We start from the raw sequence: 19518 nt of genomic DNA, 5'->3' as shown, positions 1-19518 counted from the left end.
CGTGGATGTGACGGAACTGAATCTGCTGCTCGCCGTAGTTGCACGCGGTCGCGCCGCTTGATCCAGGTCAATGCCCGGTTGTCGCAAAGGTCAAACACTGAGTCCCTAGCTCCTGAGGCATTTTGAGCGGACGTTTCGTGATTGCTATGTGCGATCCCACACAGACCGCATTAAGCATGCTCAAGCAACGTCGGCAGGGCTGAACTTCAAGAATTTGGGAGGAGCGATCGTGAAACGCGCATCGGCGATGTATCGGGGGTTTCTGATCGTCCTGGGTTTGCTGGCCATATTCGCTACTGGCACCGCCGGCGCGGTTCCGGTATTCGCCCGGCAGACCGGCGAAGCCTGCGAGTCCTGCCACGTCAGCTTTCCCGAACTCACGCCCTTCGGCCGCATGTTCAAGCTCAACGGCTTCACGCTGGGCCAGCGCCAGACCATTCCCTTTGCGGCGATGGCGCAGGATGGATTCACCTGGGTCAACAAGAACCATGACGACCAGGGCAATCCGGTCACACCCAATACCGGCAGGCCGGCATTCTCCGCCGCCAGCATCTTCCTGGGCGGCAAGGTAACCGACAACATTGGCGGCTTTGCCCAATGGACTTACGACAACCAGTCGGTCAATCCGGACGGTGTCAGCACCACGGGACACGGCTCGATCGACAACACCGACCTGCGCGTGGTCGGCCGATACGTCGGCACCGATTCCAAACAGACCGACTGGATTTACGGATTGACGCTGCACAACAACCCGACCGTGCAGGATGTCTGGAACACCACGCCGGCCTGGGGCTTCCCGTTCACCGCGCCGCCCAACGCGCCGACTCCGGCGGCGAGCAGCCTGATCGACGGCGGCTTGGCGCAGCAGGCGGTGGGCCTTGGCGGGTATGCCTTCTGGCACAAGATGATCTATTCGGAACTGACCTTCTACCGCAGGGGCGATGGCATCTTCAGCTTCTTGCGCGCCGGCCAGGATCCGGCCGGGCTCGATGGCTACAATCCTTACTGGCGACTGGCCTTCAACCATGAGTGGGGGGCAAGTTCGCTGATGATCGGTACCTTCGGCACCATCGTGAAGCTGTTTCCGGACAGCAGCATGCGTGATACGCCGACCGACAAGTACACCGACCTTGCGCTCGACTCCCAGTATCAGTACATCACCAATCCGCACACCTTCACTGCACAGGCAACGCTGATCCGCGAGAGGCAGGACTATCGTGCGAGCTTCCCCGCCACGCAAGGCGGCAATCCAATAGGTGCAGGGCCGACGCCACTCAACGCGGTGGATCACTTGCTGACCCTGAAGCTCAAGGGCACTTACTACTATCTGCGGAAATATGGGGGAACTCTCGCCTACTTCACCACTACCGGCGATGCCGATGCCGGACTGTATGGGCCGGCCTCGGTGGGTGGCAGCAACAACAGCAGTCCCAACAGTCGTGGGTACATCGTCGAATTGAACTATGTGCCTATCCAGTACGTGCGGCTGATGTTGCAGTATACGGGCTACAGCAAGTTCAACGGTGCCAGTAGCAACTATGACGGTGCCGGACGCAATGCCAGCGACAACAACACCTTGTTCCTGAATGTCTGGGCTGCCTACTGAGGCTCACCATGCGAACCAATCCGTATCAATTTACGCCGCACATCGGTCAATGGCCGGTCACCGGTGGACTCCATCAGGGCATGCGTCCGATGTTGGTGATGACCATGCTTTTGTTGCTGGTTACCCTGGCGCTACTTCCGCACGCGGCGCGAGCCTCGGAATCGGCGAACGGCGTCGATGCGGCGGCGGCGCAGATTGCCGGGCAGGTCTGCTCCAACTGTCACGGACCCGCGGGGGTGAGCGTTTCTCCGCTGTTTCCCCGCCTGGCAGGGCAGCAGGAACAGTATCTTGCCGCGCAGATTCGTGCCTTCAAGGCCAAGACCCGCTCCGATCCGGAGGCGCACGACTACATGTGGGGCATGGCAACCCTGGTCAGCGAGCCGATGATCGATGCCTTGGCTCGCTATTACGCGAGCCAGAAGCCGGGCCCCGGGATCAGCGGGAACCCGGCAAGGATCGAGGCCGGCAAGCACCTTTTCGAACAGGGCATTCCGGAGCGCGGCGTGGTTGCCTGCGCCAGTTGCCATGGCGCCGGTGCGGAGGGCAGCGTTATCTTCCCGCGGCTGGCGGGGCAGCATGCGGCCTATCTGGTGAGGCAGTTGGAGGTTATCCAGAAGCAGCTGCGCAGTTCGCCCATCATGCACGGCATCATCAAGAATCTGAAACCGGATGAGATGAAGGCAGTCGCCGAGTACTTACAGGCTCAATAGCGACGCAACAGGCAAAGACAGCTTGCCCGGCTACAACCTGCGGCTACCGATATCGGAGGTAGGCGCTCGTGCAGGGCGGTCCTGCGGGATCTTCAGCCGAAGTCCGTTCTGCAAGCCCGAAGCAGATCCCGTTCCTTCCTCACGTAATCGACGAGCGGTGCCACCGAGGTAGATGGTGAGTGCGACGCCAGCGGCGGCGATGTATGGTCAAAGGAATGCAGTTTGCGCGCCCTATGGTGGGCACTGCCGCAGGCCTCTCAGATTCTGTATTGAGCCGTCTCAGTGCGCGCCCTTGCCGTCGCCGCGCTTGAGCTGCGCCTCGGCCAGCGCCACCAGATCGCCGTCGCGCTTGCGGAAGTTTTCCAGCATCGGCGCCATCTTCGTCCCGAGTTGCGCCACCGCCCCGCGCAGCAGGGGCAGCGCCGCGGCCGGGTCGCCGCGCTGCAGGGCCACGCGGCCGGCCTGGTAGTCGATCATCGCCTGCGGTGCCGGCGGTGGCGGCAGGCTGCTCTGGGCGAGACGCCCGGCGTCGATGCCTTGCAACAGCGGCGCCGCCTCGGTGGGACGGTGCAGATCGAGCAGGCAGGCGGCCAGGTTATAGCGCATTCCGTCCTGCATGGGACTGTCGGCCGGCAACTGGTCCTGCGCGATACGGAACGCCTTGCGCAACAGCGGCTCGGCCGCCCGCGCGTCACCGGACAACAGGGTGGCGTTGCCGAGCGTTGACAGGTAGGACAGGGGCGCAAGCGAGTTTTCGCCGCTGAGCTTGACGAAGCCCGCATAGACCTCGGCCAGCAGCGGCATGGCTTGGGCGTACTGCTGTTGCTGGAGATGGATGTTGGCGAGGATGCTACGGGCCATCAGGGCGCGGCGGCTGTCGCGGCCCAAGCCAGCGTCGAGCGCCGCGATCGCCGGCGGCAGCAGCACGGCGGCCTCGGCGTAGCGCTGCTGAATCATCAGGTTGTTGCCGAGCACGGCGCTGGTGAACTGGGTCTTCCAGTGGCTGGCGCCCCAGTGCAGGGTCTGCCGGGCGACGAGATCGCGCAGCACCGCCTCGCTCTGCCCCACCTCGTTGGCCATGCGTAGCGACTCGGCCAGGTTGAATTCGATGCGCTCGCGGAATACCGGGTCGGCGTCGGGCAGGGTCTGCATCAGGGCCCAGGCCTTGCGGTCCAGTTCCAGCGAGGCCTTGCCGTCGAGCTGGTCGATGGCGATCTGACTCTGCGCCTCCCAGTGGCGGATCTGCGTTTCCGGGTGCGCCGGCACCAGCTGCGCTACGTCCGGCGCCGCGTCCTTGAGAAGCGCCGAAGCCTCGTCGTAGTGGCCCTCGCGCGACAGGCTCCAGGCGAGGCGGATGCGCGATTCGCTCAGGCCCAGCACGTCGACTGGCCGCGCCGCCAGGTGCGCTTCAACCGCCTTTCGGCCTTCGGGGATCGAGCTTTCGTAGTCGGTGAGGCCGGCCAGGGTTTCCTGCATCGCCTGGTGCAGCGCGGCGCGGATCTCGGGCGCATCGGCAAAGCGCTGGTCGATGTGCGGCTGCGCCGCCTTTGCCGCTTCGATCACGGTAACGCCGGTGCGGCCGCTGGTCGAGGGATTGGCGGCACCGATCAGGTCTTGTGCCATGAAGTCGTCGACGGCGCGGGCGACGCGCACCTGCCGCTCCAGCTGCCGCGCCGTATCGGCGGCCCGCAGGTAGAACAACAAGCTCACGCCCAGGCCCAGCACCAGCGCGGCCAGCACGGCGAACAGCAGGGGGCGCCGCGCCCGGGTGCGCTCCAGCGCTCGCTCCGCGGCCTCGGCGCGGCGCGCGGCGGCGTGCGCCTCCTCGCGCTGGCGGCGGCGCTCCTCGCGGCTGCCGAGACGAGCCACCAGCTCGGCCACGCCGGCCAGCCGGTGCGCGGGGTTGCCGCGGGTGGCGGCGCTGATGTCCTCGACCAGCAGCGGATCGCCGATCTCCGCTTCCCAACCCGGCGCCAGCAGGCGGCGCAGATCGCCGCAGACCAGCTGGTACAGGATCAGGCCGAGCGCATAGACATCGCTGCGCACGGTCGGCGGTTGCCCGGCGATCAGCTCCGGCGCCAGGTACAGCGGCGTACCGCTGCTGCTGTCGCTGCCCACGCCTTGGGTCACGGTGAGGCCGAGCCGGGTGATGCCCAGCTCCTCCAGCCGCCCCGGCTCGAGCAGGCGGCCGCTGCCGAAGTCGGTGAGCCGCACCTGCCAGTCGCGCTCGCGCGGCGCCACCAGCACATTGGCCGGCTTCAGGTCTTTGTGCAGCACGCCGACGCTGTGCGCCGCCGCCACCGCCGCGGCGATCTGCAGGAACAGCCCGATCCTCTCCTCCAGGCCCAGCGGCTGCAGGTGGCCGGCAGCGGCCCAGTCGCGCAGGTTGCTGCCGCCGTACTCGCATTCCAGGAAGAAAGGCGGCGTCTCGAAGTTCCAGTCCAGAATGCGGCCGATGTCCGGCCGCTCGCCCAGGCTCTCCGCCAGCACGCGGTAGAGCGTGGCTTCGCGCTTGAGCAGGGCGAGCTTCTCGCCGTCGGCGGCGAACTTGTAGACGCGCGGCTCGTGCGTCTTGGCATGGCGTGCCAGCCACACCTCGCTGCCGCGCGAGGGGCCCAGGCGGCTTTCGAGCTGGAAATTGGAACGCCCCGGCACGGCCGCGCCGGGGCGCAGATCAAGGCTGCTGTCGAGGCGGCGGCCTACCGATACCCGCTCCACCGGACCGGCGAGGCGGTAGCCGACGCGGGGCAGGGTGACGATGCGCTCGCCCGCCGCCGGACCGAGGGCGCGGCGCAGCTTGGCGATGGCATTGGCGAGGACGTTGTCCACCGTCGGGCGGCCGGCCCAGACGCGCTCGAACAGCTCTTCCTTGGTCAGCACCTCGTCGGGCTGGCGCAGCAGCTCGGCCAGCAGCTGCAGCGGGCGCTGCTCCAGCTCCACCGGCAGGCCGCCCACGCGTACTTCCAGGCGCGCCTCGTCGAACTCGGCGTCCTCGAACCGGTAACGATAAAGCGGGGCTTCGTCCCGCCCATGCGGCTGCTGCATCGCTGCTGCCCCTGTCGGCGGACGTGGCTCCGCCATCCCTGTCCGGATTGTAGGCGGCACGGGGGCGTGGCGGTCAACGCGGTGTCGTGAAGCAGTTCGGATCCGCAATCCAAGTGCTTGATGAAGCGTGGGTTCTTGCGCCGTTAGAAATGCGTTAGGACGGCGTGAAGATTCGCCGCGCCGTTTGCGCCGTAATCGCCGCCACGACCACTCGACGGGAGACGTGAGATGCGGGCGTCATGGTTGATGCAGGCGGGGCTGGCGGGATCGCTGTTGCTGGCGGGATGCTCAGGTGGCGGCAAGAGTGCGGCGCCGCCGGCTCCGAAAAACGGTCCGGTACAGGCCGCGGCGGCGCCGGCACGTCCGGCACCGGACGAGCGGCGGCTGCCGCACCCGGACCTGTCCACGCCGGACTCGGCCTATGTGCCGCTGACCAGCGGCACCCAGCTGATGTTTTTGTACAACGCCTTCTCCGGCCTGCCGCCCGACTTCGAGCGCATGGCCAACGAGTCCTCCGACGAGTACCAGCGCACCTCCGACGCGTTCCGCAAGCAGGATCTGCTGAAGGCGCTGATACCGCAGTACCAGGCGCGGATCGAGGACGCCAAGGCGCACCCCTACGTGCTGTGGCAGGCCGACTGGACCCACATCGAGCACTACGACATGGCGCGCAAGGGCTTTCCCCTGCTCGACAGCCTGCTCAGCGACGGCGGCTCCGGCTACATGAGCGACGTGCGTGGCTACAACTTCCTGTTGAGCAACTCCGAAGGTTTCCGCTTTTTGTCGGTGGACGACGAGGCCCGCGCCCGCGAGATCGAGGCAATGATGGTCCACACCAGCTTCCCGATCCGCATCTACGCCTTCGTGCAGAGCGCCGACGACCAAGGCGGTCGCAATGTGCGCGCGCACGTGGTGAAAGTGCAGATCCTCGAGCGCAACAGCGGCCGCGTGCTGATCGAGCAGAAGGCAGAAGACTGAGACACCCCCATACGATAGCGGAGACCGACATGAAACAGATCCTGCCCTGCCTGCTGCTCCTCGCCAGTCTGGCGCCTTTCGCCAGCCAGGCCGACGCCTGCGCCGCCGCGCCCCGCTGCTACGACGCCGGTCCCTTCACCGCCGAAGTCACCAGCCTCAGCCCGAGCTGGAACAACACCCACAACCAGCACTTCCTGCGGCTCAACCTGCGCTTGCGCAACACCGGCGACCGGCCGCTGATCCTCGGCTTCCCCTGGGGCAGTTCGCCTTCCATCACCGACAACTACGGCAATGCCTACAGAATCGACGGCAACAGCACCAGCAACATCATCGGTATCGGCATCGTGCGGCGCGAAGGCGCCGACACCAGCTTCGTCCTCGCTCCTGGCGCCAGCCGCTCCGCCAGCCTGATCTTCAACCGCTGGATCGCCAAGAGCGGCAGCGGCGCCGCCGTCGGCAACCAGTTCACCGCCGACGTGTCGGTGGAGCAGCTCAGGGTGCTGCCCGGCTCCGGGCGGGTGGAGGTCGGCGGCCAATACAGCCTGAACTTCCAGGGCCTCAGCGGCGGCGCCTTCGGCAACCTCGGGTCCGCCAGCGGCGTCGGTACCGACGACGTGGTGCAAGGCGTCGGCGCGCTGATCGACGCCTTTTCGAACAAAAAGAAGCACTAGGCCGACATGAAAAGCACCTACAGGATCATCCCCTGCGTCGCCCTGCTGCTCGCCGCCTGCGGCAGCGGCCCGAGCGGTGAATACACCGCGGACCAGCATGCCTTCTTCGACAAGCTGGTGTTCCGCTCTGGCGGCGAGGTGGACATCGGCTTCATGGGTAGCACCGGCGCCGGCAGCTACAAGATCGACGGCAAGCGCGTCCTGGTCACGGTCAACGGCAAAACCCAGGTATTCGAGATCGACCGCGACGGCTGCGTCGATGGCGGCTCCGGAATCGGGCGTTATTGCAAGCGCTGAGGGCGCGCCGTATCCGCCCTCCACCCACGCACCCGCGGCCACATACCCGGGATGCGTGAGCCGGCCGCGGTCAGCAGTCCCGAACATCCGGGCCGGCGGCAGTGTTTGCGATATCGTGCCTTTGATCGCTTGCTGATAGATGCGCCCGCCGCGCGATGGAGCCCAGGGCGCTCCATCGAGTCGACTATGACTTGCGGGTTCTTCTCGCGGAATGCTTCCGGCCCGGGACGGTACTCGCACCGGCGTTCGACCGCGCAGCCACCAGGATGCGGATGACTTCGCAGGTCACCGCGATATTCGGCTTGCGTCCCGTGATCTGGTCGCTGTACAGGCAGGATTCAACAATGCGCACGATGGCATAGGCCAGGTCTTCGATGCTGAGGGCTGGTGCAATATGGCCGGCTTTGGCGTGCTCGCGCAGCAGGGCCCCGACCGCCTCGATGATGCGGGCCTGCACGGTGCTGGTTTTCGAAGTAAGCAGGCGCAAGGCGTATTCCGGATCCTGCGCGATAAAGCGCCGCAGCGGCGTCGATTCAAGCGCGGATTCCATCAGCCGGCGCGTGAAGTCGGCCGCGTAGTCGGCGCCCACCCCTTGCGCCGCCGCCATCGCATCTCTCCAGATCGCGGCGAAGCTCTGCCAGATCACCTCGCCAAGCAGGAGTTCACGACTGCCGACCCAGCGGAAGACAGTCGCACGATTGACGCCGAGCTCCTCGGCCACCGCGCCCACCTCGACACGTTCTCCTTTTACCCATTTGCGCATCGCCAGCTCGAACGCATCCCGCGGCATCGCGCGGCGACTGGGCTCGGCGCGCCGCAGTTCGCGGCTGAGGCGGGTTTCTCGGCTGCCCGGAGGGGTATTCATTCGCAAGCTTGGCGGTAGGCGTGGCTCATTCTCAACGCATTGACAAGGCATGGCAATGTGCATCATTGTGACGATGTGACGCATCGCGCGGCGTTACGGCAGAAAGCTACTAAAAAAATTTGGAGGAGTTCACATGCGCAGGTCGTACATTGTCCGTTGGGCAGCTTCTTCGCTGTTCACGCTGCTTGCGGCGTGCGGAGGCTCCACCGCGCCGGCCAGCACCGACCCGGTGGGCTCGAGCGCTTCGTTCGCGTTCCAACCGATCGCCATCCAGCGCATCGACCTGCCCGCAAGTGTGGTATCCGCCGGTTGGCCGGTCTTCGCCAACGACGGGCAGCACCTGCTGTTCTTTTCGACCGGTACCAGTTCGACGGGAGGCAATACCGGTCAAGGGACAACCGCCGAACTGTGGATCACTGGCCTCGACGGGGGCGGCGCCCATTGCCTTTCCTGCGGGCTCGTCAATGATCCAACGTCCAAGGGGGAGGGCGAGATCACCCCGTTCCCGGATGGCAAGCGGGTGTTCTTCGGCAGCTTCAACCAGCCGGGCTCCAGTCAATACGGGGTTCTGGAGTGCAGCCCGAGCGTGGCCGACTGCCGGAGCGCCAGCATCCTCCCCGTCGATTTCTCCGCGGCGGAGCCCAAGCTGATTCCACCGGGCGGGGTCGTCCTAATCCCCCAGCTCAACACCGGCGGCGCTTATGCGGCAAAGCTGTCGCAGGACGGTGTACACGTCGGCTTCTCCGACATCCTGATCGACAGCATCGAGATGATGGTGGTCGGAACGCTGACCCGTTCCAGCAGCGGATACCAGGTGACCGATCCGCTCGTGATCAACCCCGACAACCCCACCTCGCTTGCGGATACCAACATTGAAGCCTGGTCCAATGGCGGTGCGCTGTACGAATTCAAGACTTTCAGCAACGGCGGTGCCGATGCTACCTATGCGCAGTCCGGCGGCATCGCGTTGGGGAACCCGGACGTTTGGTCGGTCAACCTGGCAAGCGGGAAGCGGACCCGCCTCACGGCCCACCCAGACTACGACGAGGACAACGCCGTCTCGCCGAACGGCAAGCTGCTCGCACTCTGGAGCAACCGGACCATGCATCTCACCGACTGGTACGGCGGCCTCGTCCCCGTGCGCGATTTCATCGACGTGCCATCGGCTCTGCTGGCCCTGGGCATATCCAGCTCGAACAAGAGGTGCCATGGCCCGATCTGGATCATGCCATCGGGCGGCGACCGGGACGGAACGCTTGCCGGCCAGCCTATCGTCTACCATCCGACACCGGATATTTTCGTGACCAACAATCTGGTCGGGTGGCCGCAGTGGAGCGCCGACGGCACCATGCTTGCGCTGAACACGACCAACAGCGCCGCGGGTAGCGCATACCCGGCGCACGCTCCCTTCCTGCTGGTGGCGCATTTCACGGCAATGCAGGCGAGTCCGGCACTCGCTGCGGTCAGCTCGCAGCCGGGCGCCTGGGCGATTCCTCCGGCCGACTACCATCCCGCGATGGGCAGCATCGGCATCCATACATTTTCCGGCCCCGGCGGCGGAACTGTCACGGTCAGCTATCTGGGCAATGTGCTCGCCGGCAATTGGTCGGAGACGTACAAGAACTACTCCGACGACGGCGTCGATTTCGTCACCGGCTCGGTCACCATCACCTCGGCGATCGAGTTCGGAACCTACAGTTCGCACCTGAGCATGACCGGCGCACATACCGGCAGTACCAACACGGATATGAGATTCGTGGGCGGTGCCCAGGGTCATGGAGAGTCCACCTACGATGGAAACACCGTCAGCGGACCCTCGGCGGAACAGACAGGGGGCGGTGCCTGCCCCGATCTCGAGCCGAAGGCGCCGGCATTGCAGCTTGCGTATTCGAGCCTCGGCAATGGGGCTTACAGGATCCACGTAACCGCGAGCGTTGCCGGCGTTGGCCCCAACGAAGCCTCCGTCGATACGGAGCCGGTCTATCACGCAACGCTGCAGCTCGGCGATCAGACCGCCTACACCGACGATCAGGGCGCCGCCACGGTGACCGTAACCTCAAGCCATGATCTGGCAGTGAAGGCGGGCGATACCCTGCAAGCTGCATCTATCCACTTGCCCTGAGCCGGTACGGATGGAAATATCTCATCCAGGCCCGTGTCGGGGCTACGAAAGTGTCGAATGCTGGGGGGACTGCGCACGCAGCAGGACGCTGATCCGTGTAGTCCGCGCACTCGTCGGGATTCTCGCAATTGCCCTGTCCTGTGTCACCGCCACAGGCTGCGGCAGCAGCAATGGTGTAGATCGGAATGTCAGCGGGTCACTGCCCCCGGCGGTTTCGCCACCGGACTATCCGGGCGCGGCAAATGAAGTGCCGCCCACGCCGGCAAAGGGCACATCGCGTGCGGGACTCTGCTACAACATCTACGTCGAGGGCGGTCATGGCGAGAAGGTAGCCTTTTCCGTTTGCGAACCGGGCTTCCTCGAAGGCGGAAAAACCTATCCGCTCGTGCTTCATTCGCACGGCTTTGGCGGCAGCCGGGACACCGGTCCCAACAATGTTCCCGGGTACGCGGGCACCGGTACGGGAATGCTCGTTGCGAACGGCTATGGCTTCATCAGTATCGACGAGCGTGGCCATGGCGAGAGCGGGGGCACCATCCGCGCCATGGACCCGGACTATGAAGGCAAGGACCTCATTGCGGTGATGGACTGGGCCGAGACCCACCTCGACTGGCTCGCATACGGCAGTAACGCGGACGGCAGTAATTCGCACAGCCCGATCATCGGATCGATCGGCGGATCCTATGGCGGCATGTATCAATACCTGATCCACGACATCGACCCCAGGCACCGCGTCATCGCCATGGTGCCGGAGTATGCGCCGTACGATCTCAACGGCAGCATGTTCCCCAATGAAGTGCCGAAGACCCTTTGGGATGCGTTCCTGTTTGTATCGGGCACCATTGCGGGGAACGGACTGGATCGCCTCCACTTTGATCCATTCATCAATCGCGAACTGCCCGCCGCCCTGCTTTCCAATTCTGAAAGCCCGGCACTGAGCGACTTCTTCCGGTATCACAGCGATCGATATTTCTGTGAAGGGCTGCCCATCGCAAGCAATGGCGGTCCCGGAACGTCTCCCGAGCACGCGCCGCTGCCGGGGCCCAGGGTGCACGCGATGCTGTGGCAGGGAATGCGCGATACCTTGTTTGACTTCACCAACGCCTGGCGCAACTACGAATGTCTGAAGGCCGCGGGTGGGGATGTGCGCTTGCTTAGCTATCAGGCGGGACATAACAGCTTGCAAGCGGTTCCGGATCCGGATGAACTCCTGTATCACCCCCTCGGTGACGACCTCAATACGCAGTGCGGCACCCTGGAGGTGCGCACTGCGACGCTGGCTTTCTTCGACGAATATCTGAAAGGCCAGGCCGGGGCGGCCGACAGGATCATTCCGCGCCGGATTTGCCTGTCGATTTCCGGAACCGATGCGGTTCTGGTCGATACGCTCATTTCCGGACACGCGGGAACTGAAGCAAGCGTTCAAAACGCCATGGTCACCGCGGGCATTCCGAACGTTCCGACCGTGGTGGACACCGGCATCACCGCCGGAGCGGATGGGCTCGTAGTCGGCGGCATTCCGAGACTGGAAGTCAGTGTTCAACCGCTTGTTTCCGGCGCGCGCGGGGTTCCCATCATCTTTGCGGGTATAGGCATCTGGCATAGCCCGCCCGCGCCCCTGTTCGAGTTGGTGGACAATCAGATTTCGCCGCTGCGCGATGTGGGCGAACACGACATCGACATGAGTGGTGTGGCGGCTCGATTGAAGCCCGGCGAAAAACTCGTTCTACTGCTCTACGGCGGCCACGATCAGTATCTGGCGAACGGATCGATCAATCTGGATCTTCCGTCCGAGGCCATATTACCTGTGACAGTCAGTGGAAAGGTCTGGATTCCTGTCTTGTCGACACCCATCGCCGCCCCTTGAGGCACTTGGTGTATGTTGCGCAAGGCGCAGGCTGCGCCTTGCGTATCTGAAATTGCCGTTCGCACCGCTGCGGTCTTCCGATCGGTGCGGCCACGGGCCGTATTGCAGGCATGAGTGCGGATGACCGCGAGAGGCCATGGCCAAGCCGCAGGGTCGTGGGCCTGAACGGTCGGCTGGATGTCGTCGATCACGTCCCCCGCTCGACCCACTGCGCGCGCCAGGCGGGGGCGTCGAAAGGATCGGCAAAATATTGAGTCTCGTGCGACACCTTCCCATTCCGGAACTCCATGATGCTCACGGTATGGGCACGCTTGCCCGCATAGTCAATCACGTACTCGGTCACCCAGAGATTGCCTTCTCCCGTTATGCGCCGGACCACAAACCCGGACGGTCTGCCTGGATGATGACTGCGCAGCGCCTGGAGGTTGTGCCGACCGTGGATGACCTCGCCTGACTGCGGGTACTCGCACACGGCATCATCGTGATAGATCTCATGCTCGGCGACCTGGTCGCCTGCGGCGGATGCGATCCAGTGTCGATCAATGGCCATGCGGATGTTCTGCTCTTCCATCATCAGCCTCCATTTGAGTTCGCCCGGAGTGGGTGGTGACTCACCATTTGCCGCGCGCCGCTTCTCGGCCGCACCACAATCGGCATGCGAATGACATCGAATCCGCTGCAACATGCAGACGTTGTCGTGCCTTGCTCGAAACGCCTTCGACTGGCCCGACGTATCCGGCTTGATGTCGCTCCTTGAACTTTACTTCGAACGGCGAAGCTTTGGCATGTAGGGCGTAACCCCTTCATTCGTATCTTGAAGTCCATGGCCGGTCCCGGCGTGGGGGCGGTCTTGGGCTTCAGATCGCCTTTTGATTGACCCGCTGGCTCAAGGCTTCGGCGCTTTCCTTGCGCTCGCTGTAGCGGTCCACCAGATAGGGCGCCACATCGCGGGTCAGCAGGGTGAACTTCATCAGCTCTTCCATGACGTCGACCACGCGGTCGTAGTAGGCGGAGGGTTTCATGCGGCCGGCCTCGTCGAATTCCAGGAAGGCCTTGGCCACGGAGGACTGGTTGGGGATGGTGAGCATGCGCATCCAGCGGCCCAGGATGCGCAGCTGGTTGACGGCATTGAAGGACTGCGAGCCGCCGCTGACTTCCATCACCGCCAGCGTCTTGCCCTGGGTGGGACGGACGGAGCCGACGGACAGCGGAATCCAGTCGATCTGCGTTTTCATGATGCCGGTCATGGCGCCGTGGCGCTCCGGCGAGCACCACACCATGCCTTCGGACCACTGCGCCAGCGCGCGCAGTTCCACCACTTTGGGATGGGTTTCCGGCGCGCTGTCGGCCAGGGGCAGGCCAAGTGGGTTGAAGATACGTACTTCCGCACCCATGGCTTGCAGCAGGCGCCCGGCTTCCTCGACCAGCAGGCGGCTGTAGGAGCGTTCGCGCAGAGAGCCGTAGAGCAGGAGAAAGCGTGGCGGGTGCGTCGACGGTGCCGTTGACGTCAGCCGGGCAATGTCCGGAATGGCAAAAAGCGCCGGGTCGATGTTCGGCAGCGTGTTCGAGGGTTCAGACACGCTTGCCCTCCGCGTTTACCACGGCTTCGCCGTCTTCCTTGGAGAAGGCGCCGCGCTGCGGCTGCGGCAGGATCTCCAGCACCGCTTCCGAGGGGCGGCACAGACGGGTACCCAGGGGCGTCACCACGATGGGGCGGTTGATCAGGATCGGGTGCGCCATCATGAAATCCAGCAGTTCGTCATCGGTCCATTTCGGATCGTCCAGGCCCAGATCCTCATAGGGCGTGCCTTTCTTGCGCAGCACCTCGCGTACCGGGACGTTCATGGCCGCGATGAGTCCGCGCAGGGTTTCGCGGCTGGGCGGCGTGACGAGGTATTCGACGATTTCCGGCTCCACGCCGGAGTTGCGGATCAGGCCCAGCACATTGCGGGAGGTGCCGCATTTGGGGTTGTGGTAAATGGTGATCGGGCTCATGCGGGCGCCATGGAAGATGGGAGGGAGTGGTTGACATCATCCCATGTTTCCATAATCATGGAAACATGGAAATGAAATCCGCACTGGCTGCCTTGTCCGCGCTCGCCCAGGAAACCCGGCTCGCCGTGTTCCGCTACCTGGTCGAAGCGGGTCCCGAGGGGATGACCGTCGGCCGCATCGGCGAGGCCCTGGGGGTGCCGGCGGCGACGCTGTCGTTCCACCTCAAGGAACTGAGCCACGCCGGCCTGGTCTCCAGCCGCCAGGAGAGCCGCTTCATCTGGTACTCGGCGAACTACGAGTCCATGAACGGATTGATCGCCTACCTGACCGAAAACTGCTGTCGCGGCCAGCCGGAAGCCTGCGGTGTGGGCTGCGCCCCACAGACGAAATCCAGCACTGCCAGCCGCAAGAAGGTGCCTGCATGAAACGTTTCACACACTCGGCGACATTTCCGTGTTCGGTGCGCATGCGGCGGGGCCGGCAGCGGCGGTTTGCTGCGCGCCCGAGCTTCCGGTGAGTTTCGCGCCGCGCCCAAAGCCGGCGGGTTGCTGCAGCTGATTGGCCGTGCCTATCGTCCCCGCCAGGGCCGCCGATGAGGCGGACATCAGACGCCTGCTCGAAGCATCGGGTCTGCCGACTGCCGATGTTACGCCGCTATTGCTTGAGCACTTCCTGGTACTTCGTGAAGGTGCGTCCCTGCTTGCCGTGGTTGGTCTGGAGCCTGCCGGGGATACAGCCCTGCTGCGCTCGCTGGCGGTAGCGGATTCGCTGCGCGGCGGCGGCATCGGGCGGCGGATGGTGCGCGCTGCCGAGGACCTGGCCCGGGAGCGCGGCATACGGTCGCTCTACCTGCTGACGACGACGGCCCACCATTATTTCGCCGCCTTGGGTTACCAGCACGCGCCGCGCGATCAGGCGCCGGTGTCCATCCGGGAAACAGCGCAGTTTTCCAGCCTCTGTCCCTCGTCGTCTTTCTTCATGGTGAAAGCTTTGGCCCCCAGGCCGTTCAATGTGCTGTTCCTGTGCACCGGCAATTCGGCACGTTCCATCATGGCCGAGGCGATCCTGAACCATCTCTCCGGTCGCGGCCGATTCCGCGCCTATTCTGCCGGCAGCCATCCGAGGGACAAGCCCCATCCCTTTGCGGTGCAATTGCTCGAGGAGTTCAGACTCCCGACGGATGGCCTGCGCAGCAAGAGCTGGGACGAATTCGCCCAGGCGGATGCGCCGCCTCTCGATTTTGTCTTCACGGTCTGCGACAAGGCCGCCGGCGAGCAGTGCCCGTTATGGCCGGGCCAGCCGATGACGGCGCACTGGGGCGTGCCGGACCCGGTGGAGGCCGAGGGCAGCGACGACACCAGGCGCAGGGCGTTCTCGGATGCTTTCCTGGTCCTCAAGCGTCGCATCGACCTGTTCACCAACCTCCCATTTGATTCGATTGCCGGCATGGCGCTGGAGCAGCGTCTTCGGGAAATCGGCAAGGAATGAATCACGATATGTCTACGCGGATCGATGCTCCGGCCACGCCGGAATCAGGGGCGGCGATGAGCGTGTTCGAACGCTATCTCACCGTCTGGGTATTCCTTTGCATCGTCGTCGGCATTGCGCTGGGACAGGTGCTGCCCGGCGCATTTCAGGCCATCGGCCGTATCGCGATCGCCGAGGTGAACCTGCCGGTCGGCCTGCTGATCTGGGTGATGATCATTCCGATGCTGTTGAAGGTGGACTTCAGTGCGCTGCATCAGGTGCGCCAGCATATCCGCGGCATCGGCGTGACCCTGTTCGTGAACTGGCTGGTCAAGCCGTTTTCGATGGCCTTCCTCGGCTGGCTGTTCCTGCGGCACCTGTTCGCGGCCTACCTGCCCGCGGACCAGATCGACAGCTATGTCGCCGGCCTGATTCTGCTCGCCGCAGCGCCTTGCACGGCGATGGTGTTCGTCTGGAGCCGTCTCACCAATGGCGACCCGCTGTTCACGCTGTCACAAGTGGCGCTCAACGATTCCATCATGGTGTTCGCTTTCGCGCCCATCGTTGGCCTGCTGCTGGGTATTTCCAGCATCACCGTTCCCTGGGCCACCTTGCTGACCTCGGTCGTCCTGTACATCGTCATCCCGGTCATCATTGCCCAGATCATCCGCCGCGCCCTGCTGCGCCAGGGCCAGGCGAAATTCGATGCCGCGCTGGCGAAGATCGGGCCCTGGTCGATCGGCGCATTGCTGACCACGCTTGTGCTGCTGTTCGCTTTCCAGGGGCAGGCGATCCTGAAGCAGCCGCTGGTGATCGCACTGCTTGCCGTGCCGATCCTGATCCAGGTGTTCTTCAATTCGGCGCTGGCTTACGGCCTCAACCGGTTGGCCGGCGAAAAGCATTCGGTGGCCTGCCCGTCGGCATTGATCGGCGCCAGCAATTTCTTCGAGTTGGCGGTGGCCGCGGCCATCAGCCTGTTTGGATTCAACTCCGGCGCCGCATTGGCCACCGTGGTGGGGGTCCTGATCGAGGTGCCGGTCATGCTGCTGGTGGTTCGGGTGGTCAACGCCTCCAAGCCCTGGTACGAAGCCGGCAAGGCACGCCAATCTTCATAGTCGCTTCTGCTTCAATTCGAGCCAGGCATGACATCTTCGCCCTTCAATGTGCTTTTCCTGTGCACCGGAAATTCGGCGCGCTCCATCCTCGCGGAGGCAACGCTCAATCATCTTTCGCGAGCGGATGGCCGGTTCCACGCCTATTCTGCCGGCAGCTTCCCCAAGGGAGAGCCGAATCCACTGGCGCTGGCGCTCCTCGGCGCCGAAGGCATTTCCACGGAGGGTGCGCGCAGCAAGAGTTGGGACGAGTTTTCGGCGCCAGGAGCGCCGCCCATTCATCTGGTCATTACCGTTTGCGATCAGGCTGCGGGTGAGCAATGTCCGTACTATCCCGGCCAGCCGCTCAAGGCGCACTGGGGAGTGCCCGATCCGCATACGGCGGCGGACTTCCGCGATGCCTATGCGGCGCTGCGCCGCCGCGTGCAATTGTTGATCGAAACGCCGCTCGATTCGCTGCAGCGGTCGGAATTGCAGCGGAGACTCAATGCTATTGGCCAGATTTGAGCGTAACGCTCGATGGGCAGCAGCCTGCTGACGCTCGGGGCGATGACGTAATCGACGGGTATTTGTAAGCTTTCCGCCCGGCACCCGGGCAGCACGGTGGAGCATGCGGCGCTGGACAAGATGGGCGAGCGTTACCTGTAACGGGCTTTGCCGAAAAATCCCAACAAGGTGCAGTGGTTTGTCGAGCTGGATGCGAAGACCGGTGAGACGGTGACGGATCAGCAGGACGCCCACCAGACCTTCAGCGCAACGCGCCTGTACAGCGGCCTCTCCCCGCGCGTGGAGCAGGGAGAGGCCGTGTTCGTTATCCCAGCAGGATCTTCGGCTTCTCCGACAGGCCTTCCAGCATCAGCTTGTTGATCTGCCGGACGAAGGCCGCGGGATCTTCCAGCTGGCCGCCTTCGGCCAGCACGGCCTGGCCGTGCAGCAGCTGGGCCAGGTCGGTGAAGGCGGTTTCGTCCTGGGCGTCCTTGAGGCGCTGTACCAAGGGATGCTGCGTGTTCAGCTCCAGGATCGGCAGGCTGCCGAAGGGGTTGGCCTGGCCTGCCTGCTTGAGCATGCGGGCCATGCGCAGGGAGATGTCGTTTTCGCCGGAGACCAGGCAGGCGGGGGACTCGGTGAGGCGGCCGGAGACCTTGGCGGCGCTGATCTTGCCGGCGAGGGTTTTCTGCAGGCGCTCCAGGATGTCCTTGTAGGCGGACTCGGCGGCGGCTTTTTCCGGCGTGTCGATCACCGATTCGACGTCGGCGGCGGCGCTGGCCACGCTGTCGAGTTTCTTGCCTTCGAACTCGCGCAGGTGGGTGGTGACCCATTCGTCGACGCGATCGGTCAGCAGCAGGACCTCATAGCCCTTGCCGCGGAAGCCTTCCAGGTGCGGGCTGTTGCGCGCGGCGGAGAGGCTGTCGGCGGTGAGGAAGTAGATCGCCTTCTGCTCCGGCTTCATGCGGGCGACGTAGTCGGCCAGCGAGGTGGTGGCGTCGGCTTCGGTGGTGGTGGAGTTGAAGCGCAGGAGCTTGGCGATGCGCTCTTTCTGGCCCTCGTCCTCGATGATGCCTTCCTTCAGCACGGCGCCGAAGGTCTTCCAGAATTCCGCGTATTCCTCGGGCTTGTTGGCGGCGAGGTCTTCGAGCAGGTCGAGCGAGCGCTTGACCAGGGCTGAGCGGATCTTCTCGACGGTGCGGTTGTTCTGCAGCAGCTCGCGCGAGACGTTGAGCGGCAGGTCGGCGCTGTCCACCAGGCCGCGCATGAAGCGCAACCAGGGCGGCAGCAGTTCGGCCGCCTTGTCCATGATGAAGACGCGCTTCACGTAGAGCTGCACGCCGTGCGAGGGCTCGCGCTCGTACAGGTCCATCGGGGCGCGCTTGGGGAGGTAGAGCAGGGAGGTGTATTCGAGGTTGCCTTCGACCTTGTGGTGGGCCCAGGCGCGGGCATCTTCCCAGTCGTGGCTGAGGTGCTTGTAGAAGGCCTGGTAATCCTCGTCCTTGAGTTCGGATTTGGGGCGGGTCCAGAAGGCGCGGGCCTGGTTGAGGGTTTCCTCCTTGCCGTCGTGGACGAGCACGATGGGCAGGCCGAGGTGGTCGGAGTATTTCTGCACCAGGTGGCGCAGACGCTCCGGCTGGAGAAATTCCTTGTCGTCCTGGCGCAGGTGCAGGATCACCTCGGTGCCGCGGTCGGCCTTGTGGTGCGGCTGGATGTCGTAGGCGCCTTCGCCGTCGGAGTCCCAGCGCACGCCTTCGCCGTCGCTGCGCTTGGTCAGCACGCTGACGCGCTCGGCGACGATGAAGGCGGAGTAGAAGCCGACGCCGAACTGGCCGATCAGCTGGGTGTCCTTCGCCTCGTTGCCGCTGAGGGCTTCGAGGAATTTCCTGGTGCCGGAGCGGGCGATGGTCCCGAGGTTTTCGATCACCTCGTCGCGGCTCATGCCGATGCCGTTGTCCTTGATGGTCAGGGTGCCGGCGCCGGCATCCGGGATCAGCTCGATGCGCAGGGTGTCGCCGCCCATCAGGTCCGGTTTGGCCAGGGCTTCGAAGCGCAGCTTTTCGCAGGCGTCGGAGGCGTTGGAAATGAGCTCACGCAGGAAGATTTCCTTGTGCGAGTAGAGCGAATGGATCACCAGGCGCAGCACCTGGCGGGTTTCGGCCTGGAATTCCCGTGTTTCAGTCGTCATTGGCGTGTTTGGTGGATTGGTGGTTGTAACGTGACCCAGTACTCAATTAGGGCTCGGATCGGCCAAATTCAAGGGCTTGGACCGGTTGCCGACCCCTGCCGCCGGGGCT

The 19518-nt window shown here is 64.4% G+C and carries 17 protein-coding genes; 11 read left to right on the top strand and 6 right to left on the bottom strand.

Annotation, left to right across the window (positions count from 1 at the left end; translation table 11 throughout):
- The first annotated feature begins 229 nt into the window (after positions 1-229).
- Both BP26_RS0123800 and BP26_RS0123795 read left to right on the top strand, forming a co-directional pair.
- Positions 230-1606, top strand: a complete 1377-nt coding sequence (locus BP26_RS0123800) for a hypothetical protein (protein WP_211255037.1) — start codon at positions 230-232, stop codon at positions 1604-1606.
- Positions 1607-1614: 8 nt separating this feature from the next.
- Complete coding sequence (locus BP26_RS0123795; RefSeq protein ID WP_084183389.1) at positions 1615-2316, top strand: c-type cytochrome; 702 nt, start codon at positions 1615-1617, stop codon at positions 2314-2316.
- Positions 2317-2595: 279 nt separating this feature from the next.
- Here BP26_RS0123795 and BP26_RS28040 read toward each other — a convergent pair whose 3' ends face one another.
- Complete coding sequence (locus BP26_RS28040; RefSeq protein WP_051749360.1) at positions 2596-5361, bottom strand: protein kinase domain-containing protein; 2766 nt, start codon at positions 5359-5361, stop codon at positions 2596-2598.
- 228 nt (positions 5362-5589) lie between these two features.
- Between BP26_RS28040 and BP26_RS0123785 the strand changes: the two genes are divergently transcribed.
- Genes BP26_RS0123785 through BP26_RS0123775 form a run of 3 tightly spaced genes read left to right on the top strand, consistent with a single transcriptional unit; the run spans position 5590 to position 7307 of the window.
- Positions 5590-6339: a hypothetical protein gene (locus BP26_RS0123785; RefSeq protein WP_029923041.1), complete on the top strand. Its 750-nt coding sequence runs from the start codon at positions 5590-5592 to the stop codon at positions 6337-6339.
- 29 nt (positions 6340-6368) lie between these two features.
- The gene (locus BP26_RS0123780; RefSeq protein WP_029923040.1) at positions 6369-7010 is read left to right on the top strand and encodes a hypothetical protein; all 642 of its coding nucleotides are present in this window, start codon (positions 6369-6371) and stop codon (positions 7008-7010) included.
- A 6-nt stretch (positions 7011-7016) separates the two neighbouring features.
- Positions 7017-7307, top strand: a complete 291-nt coding sequence (locus BP26_RS0123775; protein WP_029923039.1) for a hypothetical protein — start codon at positions 7017-7019, stop codon at positions 7305-7307.
- Positions 7308-7491: 184 nt separating this feature from the next.
- On the opposite strand, the gene BP26_RS0123770 is transcribed toward BP26_RS0123775, so the two are convergent.
- On the bottom strand, positions 7492-8172 hold the full coding sequence (locus BP26_RS0123770) for a QsdR family transcriptional regulator (protein ID WP_051749355.1): 681 nt from the start codon (positions 8170-8172) through the stop codon (positions 7492-7494).
- A gap of 133 nt (positions 8173-8305) precedes the next feature.
- Between BP26_RS0123770 and BP26_RS0123765 the strand changes: the two genes are divergently transcribed.
- The gene (locus tag BP26_RS0123765) at positions 8306-10294 is read left to right on the top strand and encodes a TolB family protein (RefSeq protein WP_029923037.1); all 1989 of its coding nucleotides are present in this window, start codon (positions 8306-8308) and stop codon (positions 10292-10294) included.
- A 247-nt stretch (positions 10295-10541) separates the two neighbouring features.
- Positions 10542-12161 carry an alpha/beta hydrolase gene (locus tag BP26_RS0123760; RefSeq protein WP_169740772.1) on the top strand — a complete coding sequence of 540 codons (1620 nt, stop codon included), beginning with the start codon at positions 10542-10544 and terminating at the stop codon, positions 12159-12161.
- Positions 12162-12348: 187 nt separating this feature from the next.
- Here BP26_RS0123760 and BP26_RS0123755 read toward each other — a convergent pair whose 3' ends face one another.
- The 3 genes from BP26_RS0123755 to arsC form a co-directional block, all read right to left on the bottom strand.
- Positions 12349-12732: a nuclear transport factor 2 family protein gene (locus BP26_RS0123755; protein WP_029923035.1), complete on the bottom strand. Its 384-nt coding sequence runs from the start codon at positions 12730-12732 to the stop codon at positions 12349-12351.
- 286 nt (positions 12733-13018) lie between these two features.
- Positions 13019-13741, bottom strand: coding sequence for an arsenical resistance protein ArsH (gene arsH / locus BP26_RS0123750; RefSeq protein WP_029923034.1), 723 nt, complete (start codon positions 13739-13741; stop codon positions 13019-13021).
- The gene (arsC, locus tag BP26_RS0123745) at positions 13734-14156 is read right to left on the bottom strand and encodes an arsenate reductase (glutaredoxin) (protein WP_029923033.1); all 423 of its coding nucleotides are present in this window, start codon (positions 14154-14156) and stop codon (positions 13734-13736) included. Before arsC ends, arsH begins: the two co-directional genes overlap by 8 nt.
- 65 nt (positions 14157-14221) lie before the next feature.
- Between arsC and BP26_RS0123740 the strand changes: the two genes are divergently transcribed.
- The 4 genes from BP26_RS0123740 (at position 14222) to BP26_RS0123725 (ending at position 17242) form a co-directional block, all read left to right on the top strand.
- Entirely contained in the window at positions 14222-14581 is a 360-nt protein-coding gene (locus BP26_RS0123740; RefSeq protein WP_029923032.1) for an ArsR/SmtB family transcription factor, read from the top strand.
- Between the two features lie 139 nt (positions 14582-14720).
- A complete protein-coding gene (gene arsN2, locus BP26_RS31210) occupies positions 14721-15644 on the top strand; it encodes an arsenic resistance N-acetyltransferase ArsN2 (RefSeq protein WP_366518059.1) in 924 nt (307 codons plus the stop codon).
- Between the two features lie 56 nt (positions 15645-15700).
- The gene (gene arsB / locus BP26_RS0123730) at positions 15701-16738 is read left to right on the top strand and encodes an ACR3 family arsenite efflux transporter (RefSeq protein WP_036517814.1); all 1038 of its coding nucleotides are present in this window, start codon (positions 15701-15703) and stop codon (positions 16736-16738) included.
- A 27-nt stretch (positions 16739-16765) separates the two neighbouring features.
- On the top strand, positions 16766-17242 hold the full coding sequence (locus BP26_RS0123725; protein WP_029923029.1) for an arsenate reductase ArsC: 477 nt from the start codon (positions 16766-16768) through the stop codon (positions 17240-17242).
- A 304-nt stretch (positions 17243-17546) separates the two neighbouring features.
- Here BP26_RS0123725 and htpG read toward each other — a convergent pair whose 3' ends face one another.
- Positions 17547-19409 (bottom strand): molecular chaperone HtpG, encoded by a 1863-nt coding sequence (gene htpG / locus BP26_RS0123720; protein ID WP_029923028.1) that lies wholly within the window; start codon positions 19407-19409, stop codon positions 17547-17549.
- Positions 19410-19518: the final 109 nt, after the last annotated feature.

The organism is Nevskia soli DSM 19509, assembly GCF_000711955.1.
Classification (GTDB): Bacteria; Pseudomonadota; Gammaproteobacteria; order Nevskiales; family Nevskiaceae; genus Nevskia; species Nevskia soli.
The sequence above is the reverse complement of the archived record's forward strand: the minus strand, read 5'-3'. Positions and strand labels throughout refer to the sequence as shown.

What these genes read in the sequence shown, in the direction of transcription:
- BP26_RS0123765 (WP_029923037.1), top strand. Translation starts at nt 8,306, where the DNA reads ATGCGCAGGTCGTACATTGTCCGTTGGGCAGCTTCTTCGCTGTTCACG.
- BP26_RS0123725 (WP_029923029.1), top strand. Translation starts at nt 16,766, where the DNA reads ATGACATCTTCGCCCTTCAATGTGCTTTTCCTGTGCACCGGAAATTCG.
- BP26_RS0123795 (WP_084183389.1), top strand. Translation starts at nt 1,615, where the DNA reads ATGCGAACCAATCCGTATCAATTTACGCCGCACATCGGTCAATGGCCG.
- htpG (WP_029923028.1), bottom strand. Translation starts at nt 19,409, where the DNA reads ATGACGACTGAAACACGGGAATTCCAGGCCGAAACCCGCCAGGTGCTG.
- BP26_RS0123740 (WP_029923032.1), top strand. Translation starts at nt 14,222, where the DNA reads ATGGAAATGAAATCCGCACTGGCTGCCTTGTCCGCGCTCGCCCAGGAA.
- arsC (WP_029923033.1), bottom strand. Translation starts at nt 14,156, where the DNA reads ATGAGCCCGATCACCATTTACCACAACCCCAAATGCGGCACCTCCCGC.
- BP26_RS0123755 (WP_029923035.1), bottom strand. Translation starts at nt 12,732, where the DNA reads ATGGAAGAGCAGAACATCCGCATGGCCATTGATCGACACTGGATCGCA.
- BP26_RS0123770 (WP_051749355.1), bottom strand. Translation starts at nt 8,172, where the DNA reads ATGAATACCCCTCCGGGCAGCCGAGAAACCCGCCTCAGCCGCGAACTG.
- arsB (WP_036517814.1), top strand. Translation starts at nt 15,701, where the DNA reads ATGAGCGTGTTCGAACGCTATCTCACCGTCTGGGTATTCCTTTGCATC.
- BP26_RS0123785 (WP_029923041.1), top strand. Translation starts at nt 5,590, where the DNA reads ATGCGGGCGTCATGGTTGATGCAGGCGGGGCTGGCGGGATCGCTGTTG.
- BP26_RS0123775 (WP_029923039.1), top strand. Translation starts at nt 7,017, where the DNA reads ATGAAAAGCACCTACAGGATCATCCCCTGCGTCGCCCTGCTGCTCGCC.
- BP26_RS28040 (WP_051749360.1), bottom strand. Translation starts at nt 5,361, where the DNA reads ATGCAGCAGCCGCATGGGCGGGACGAAGCCCCGCTTTATCGTTACCGG.
- BP26_RS0123780 (WP_029923040.1), top strand. Translation starts at nt 6,369, where the DNA reads ATGAAACAGATCCTGCCCTGCCTGCTGCTCCTCGCCAGTCTGGCGCCT.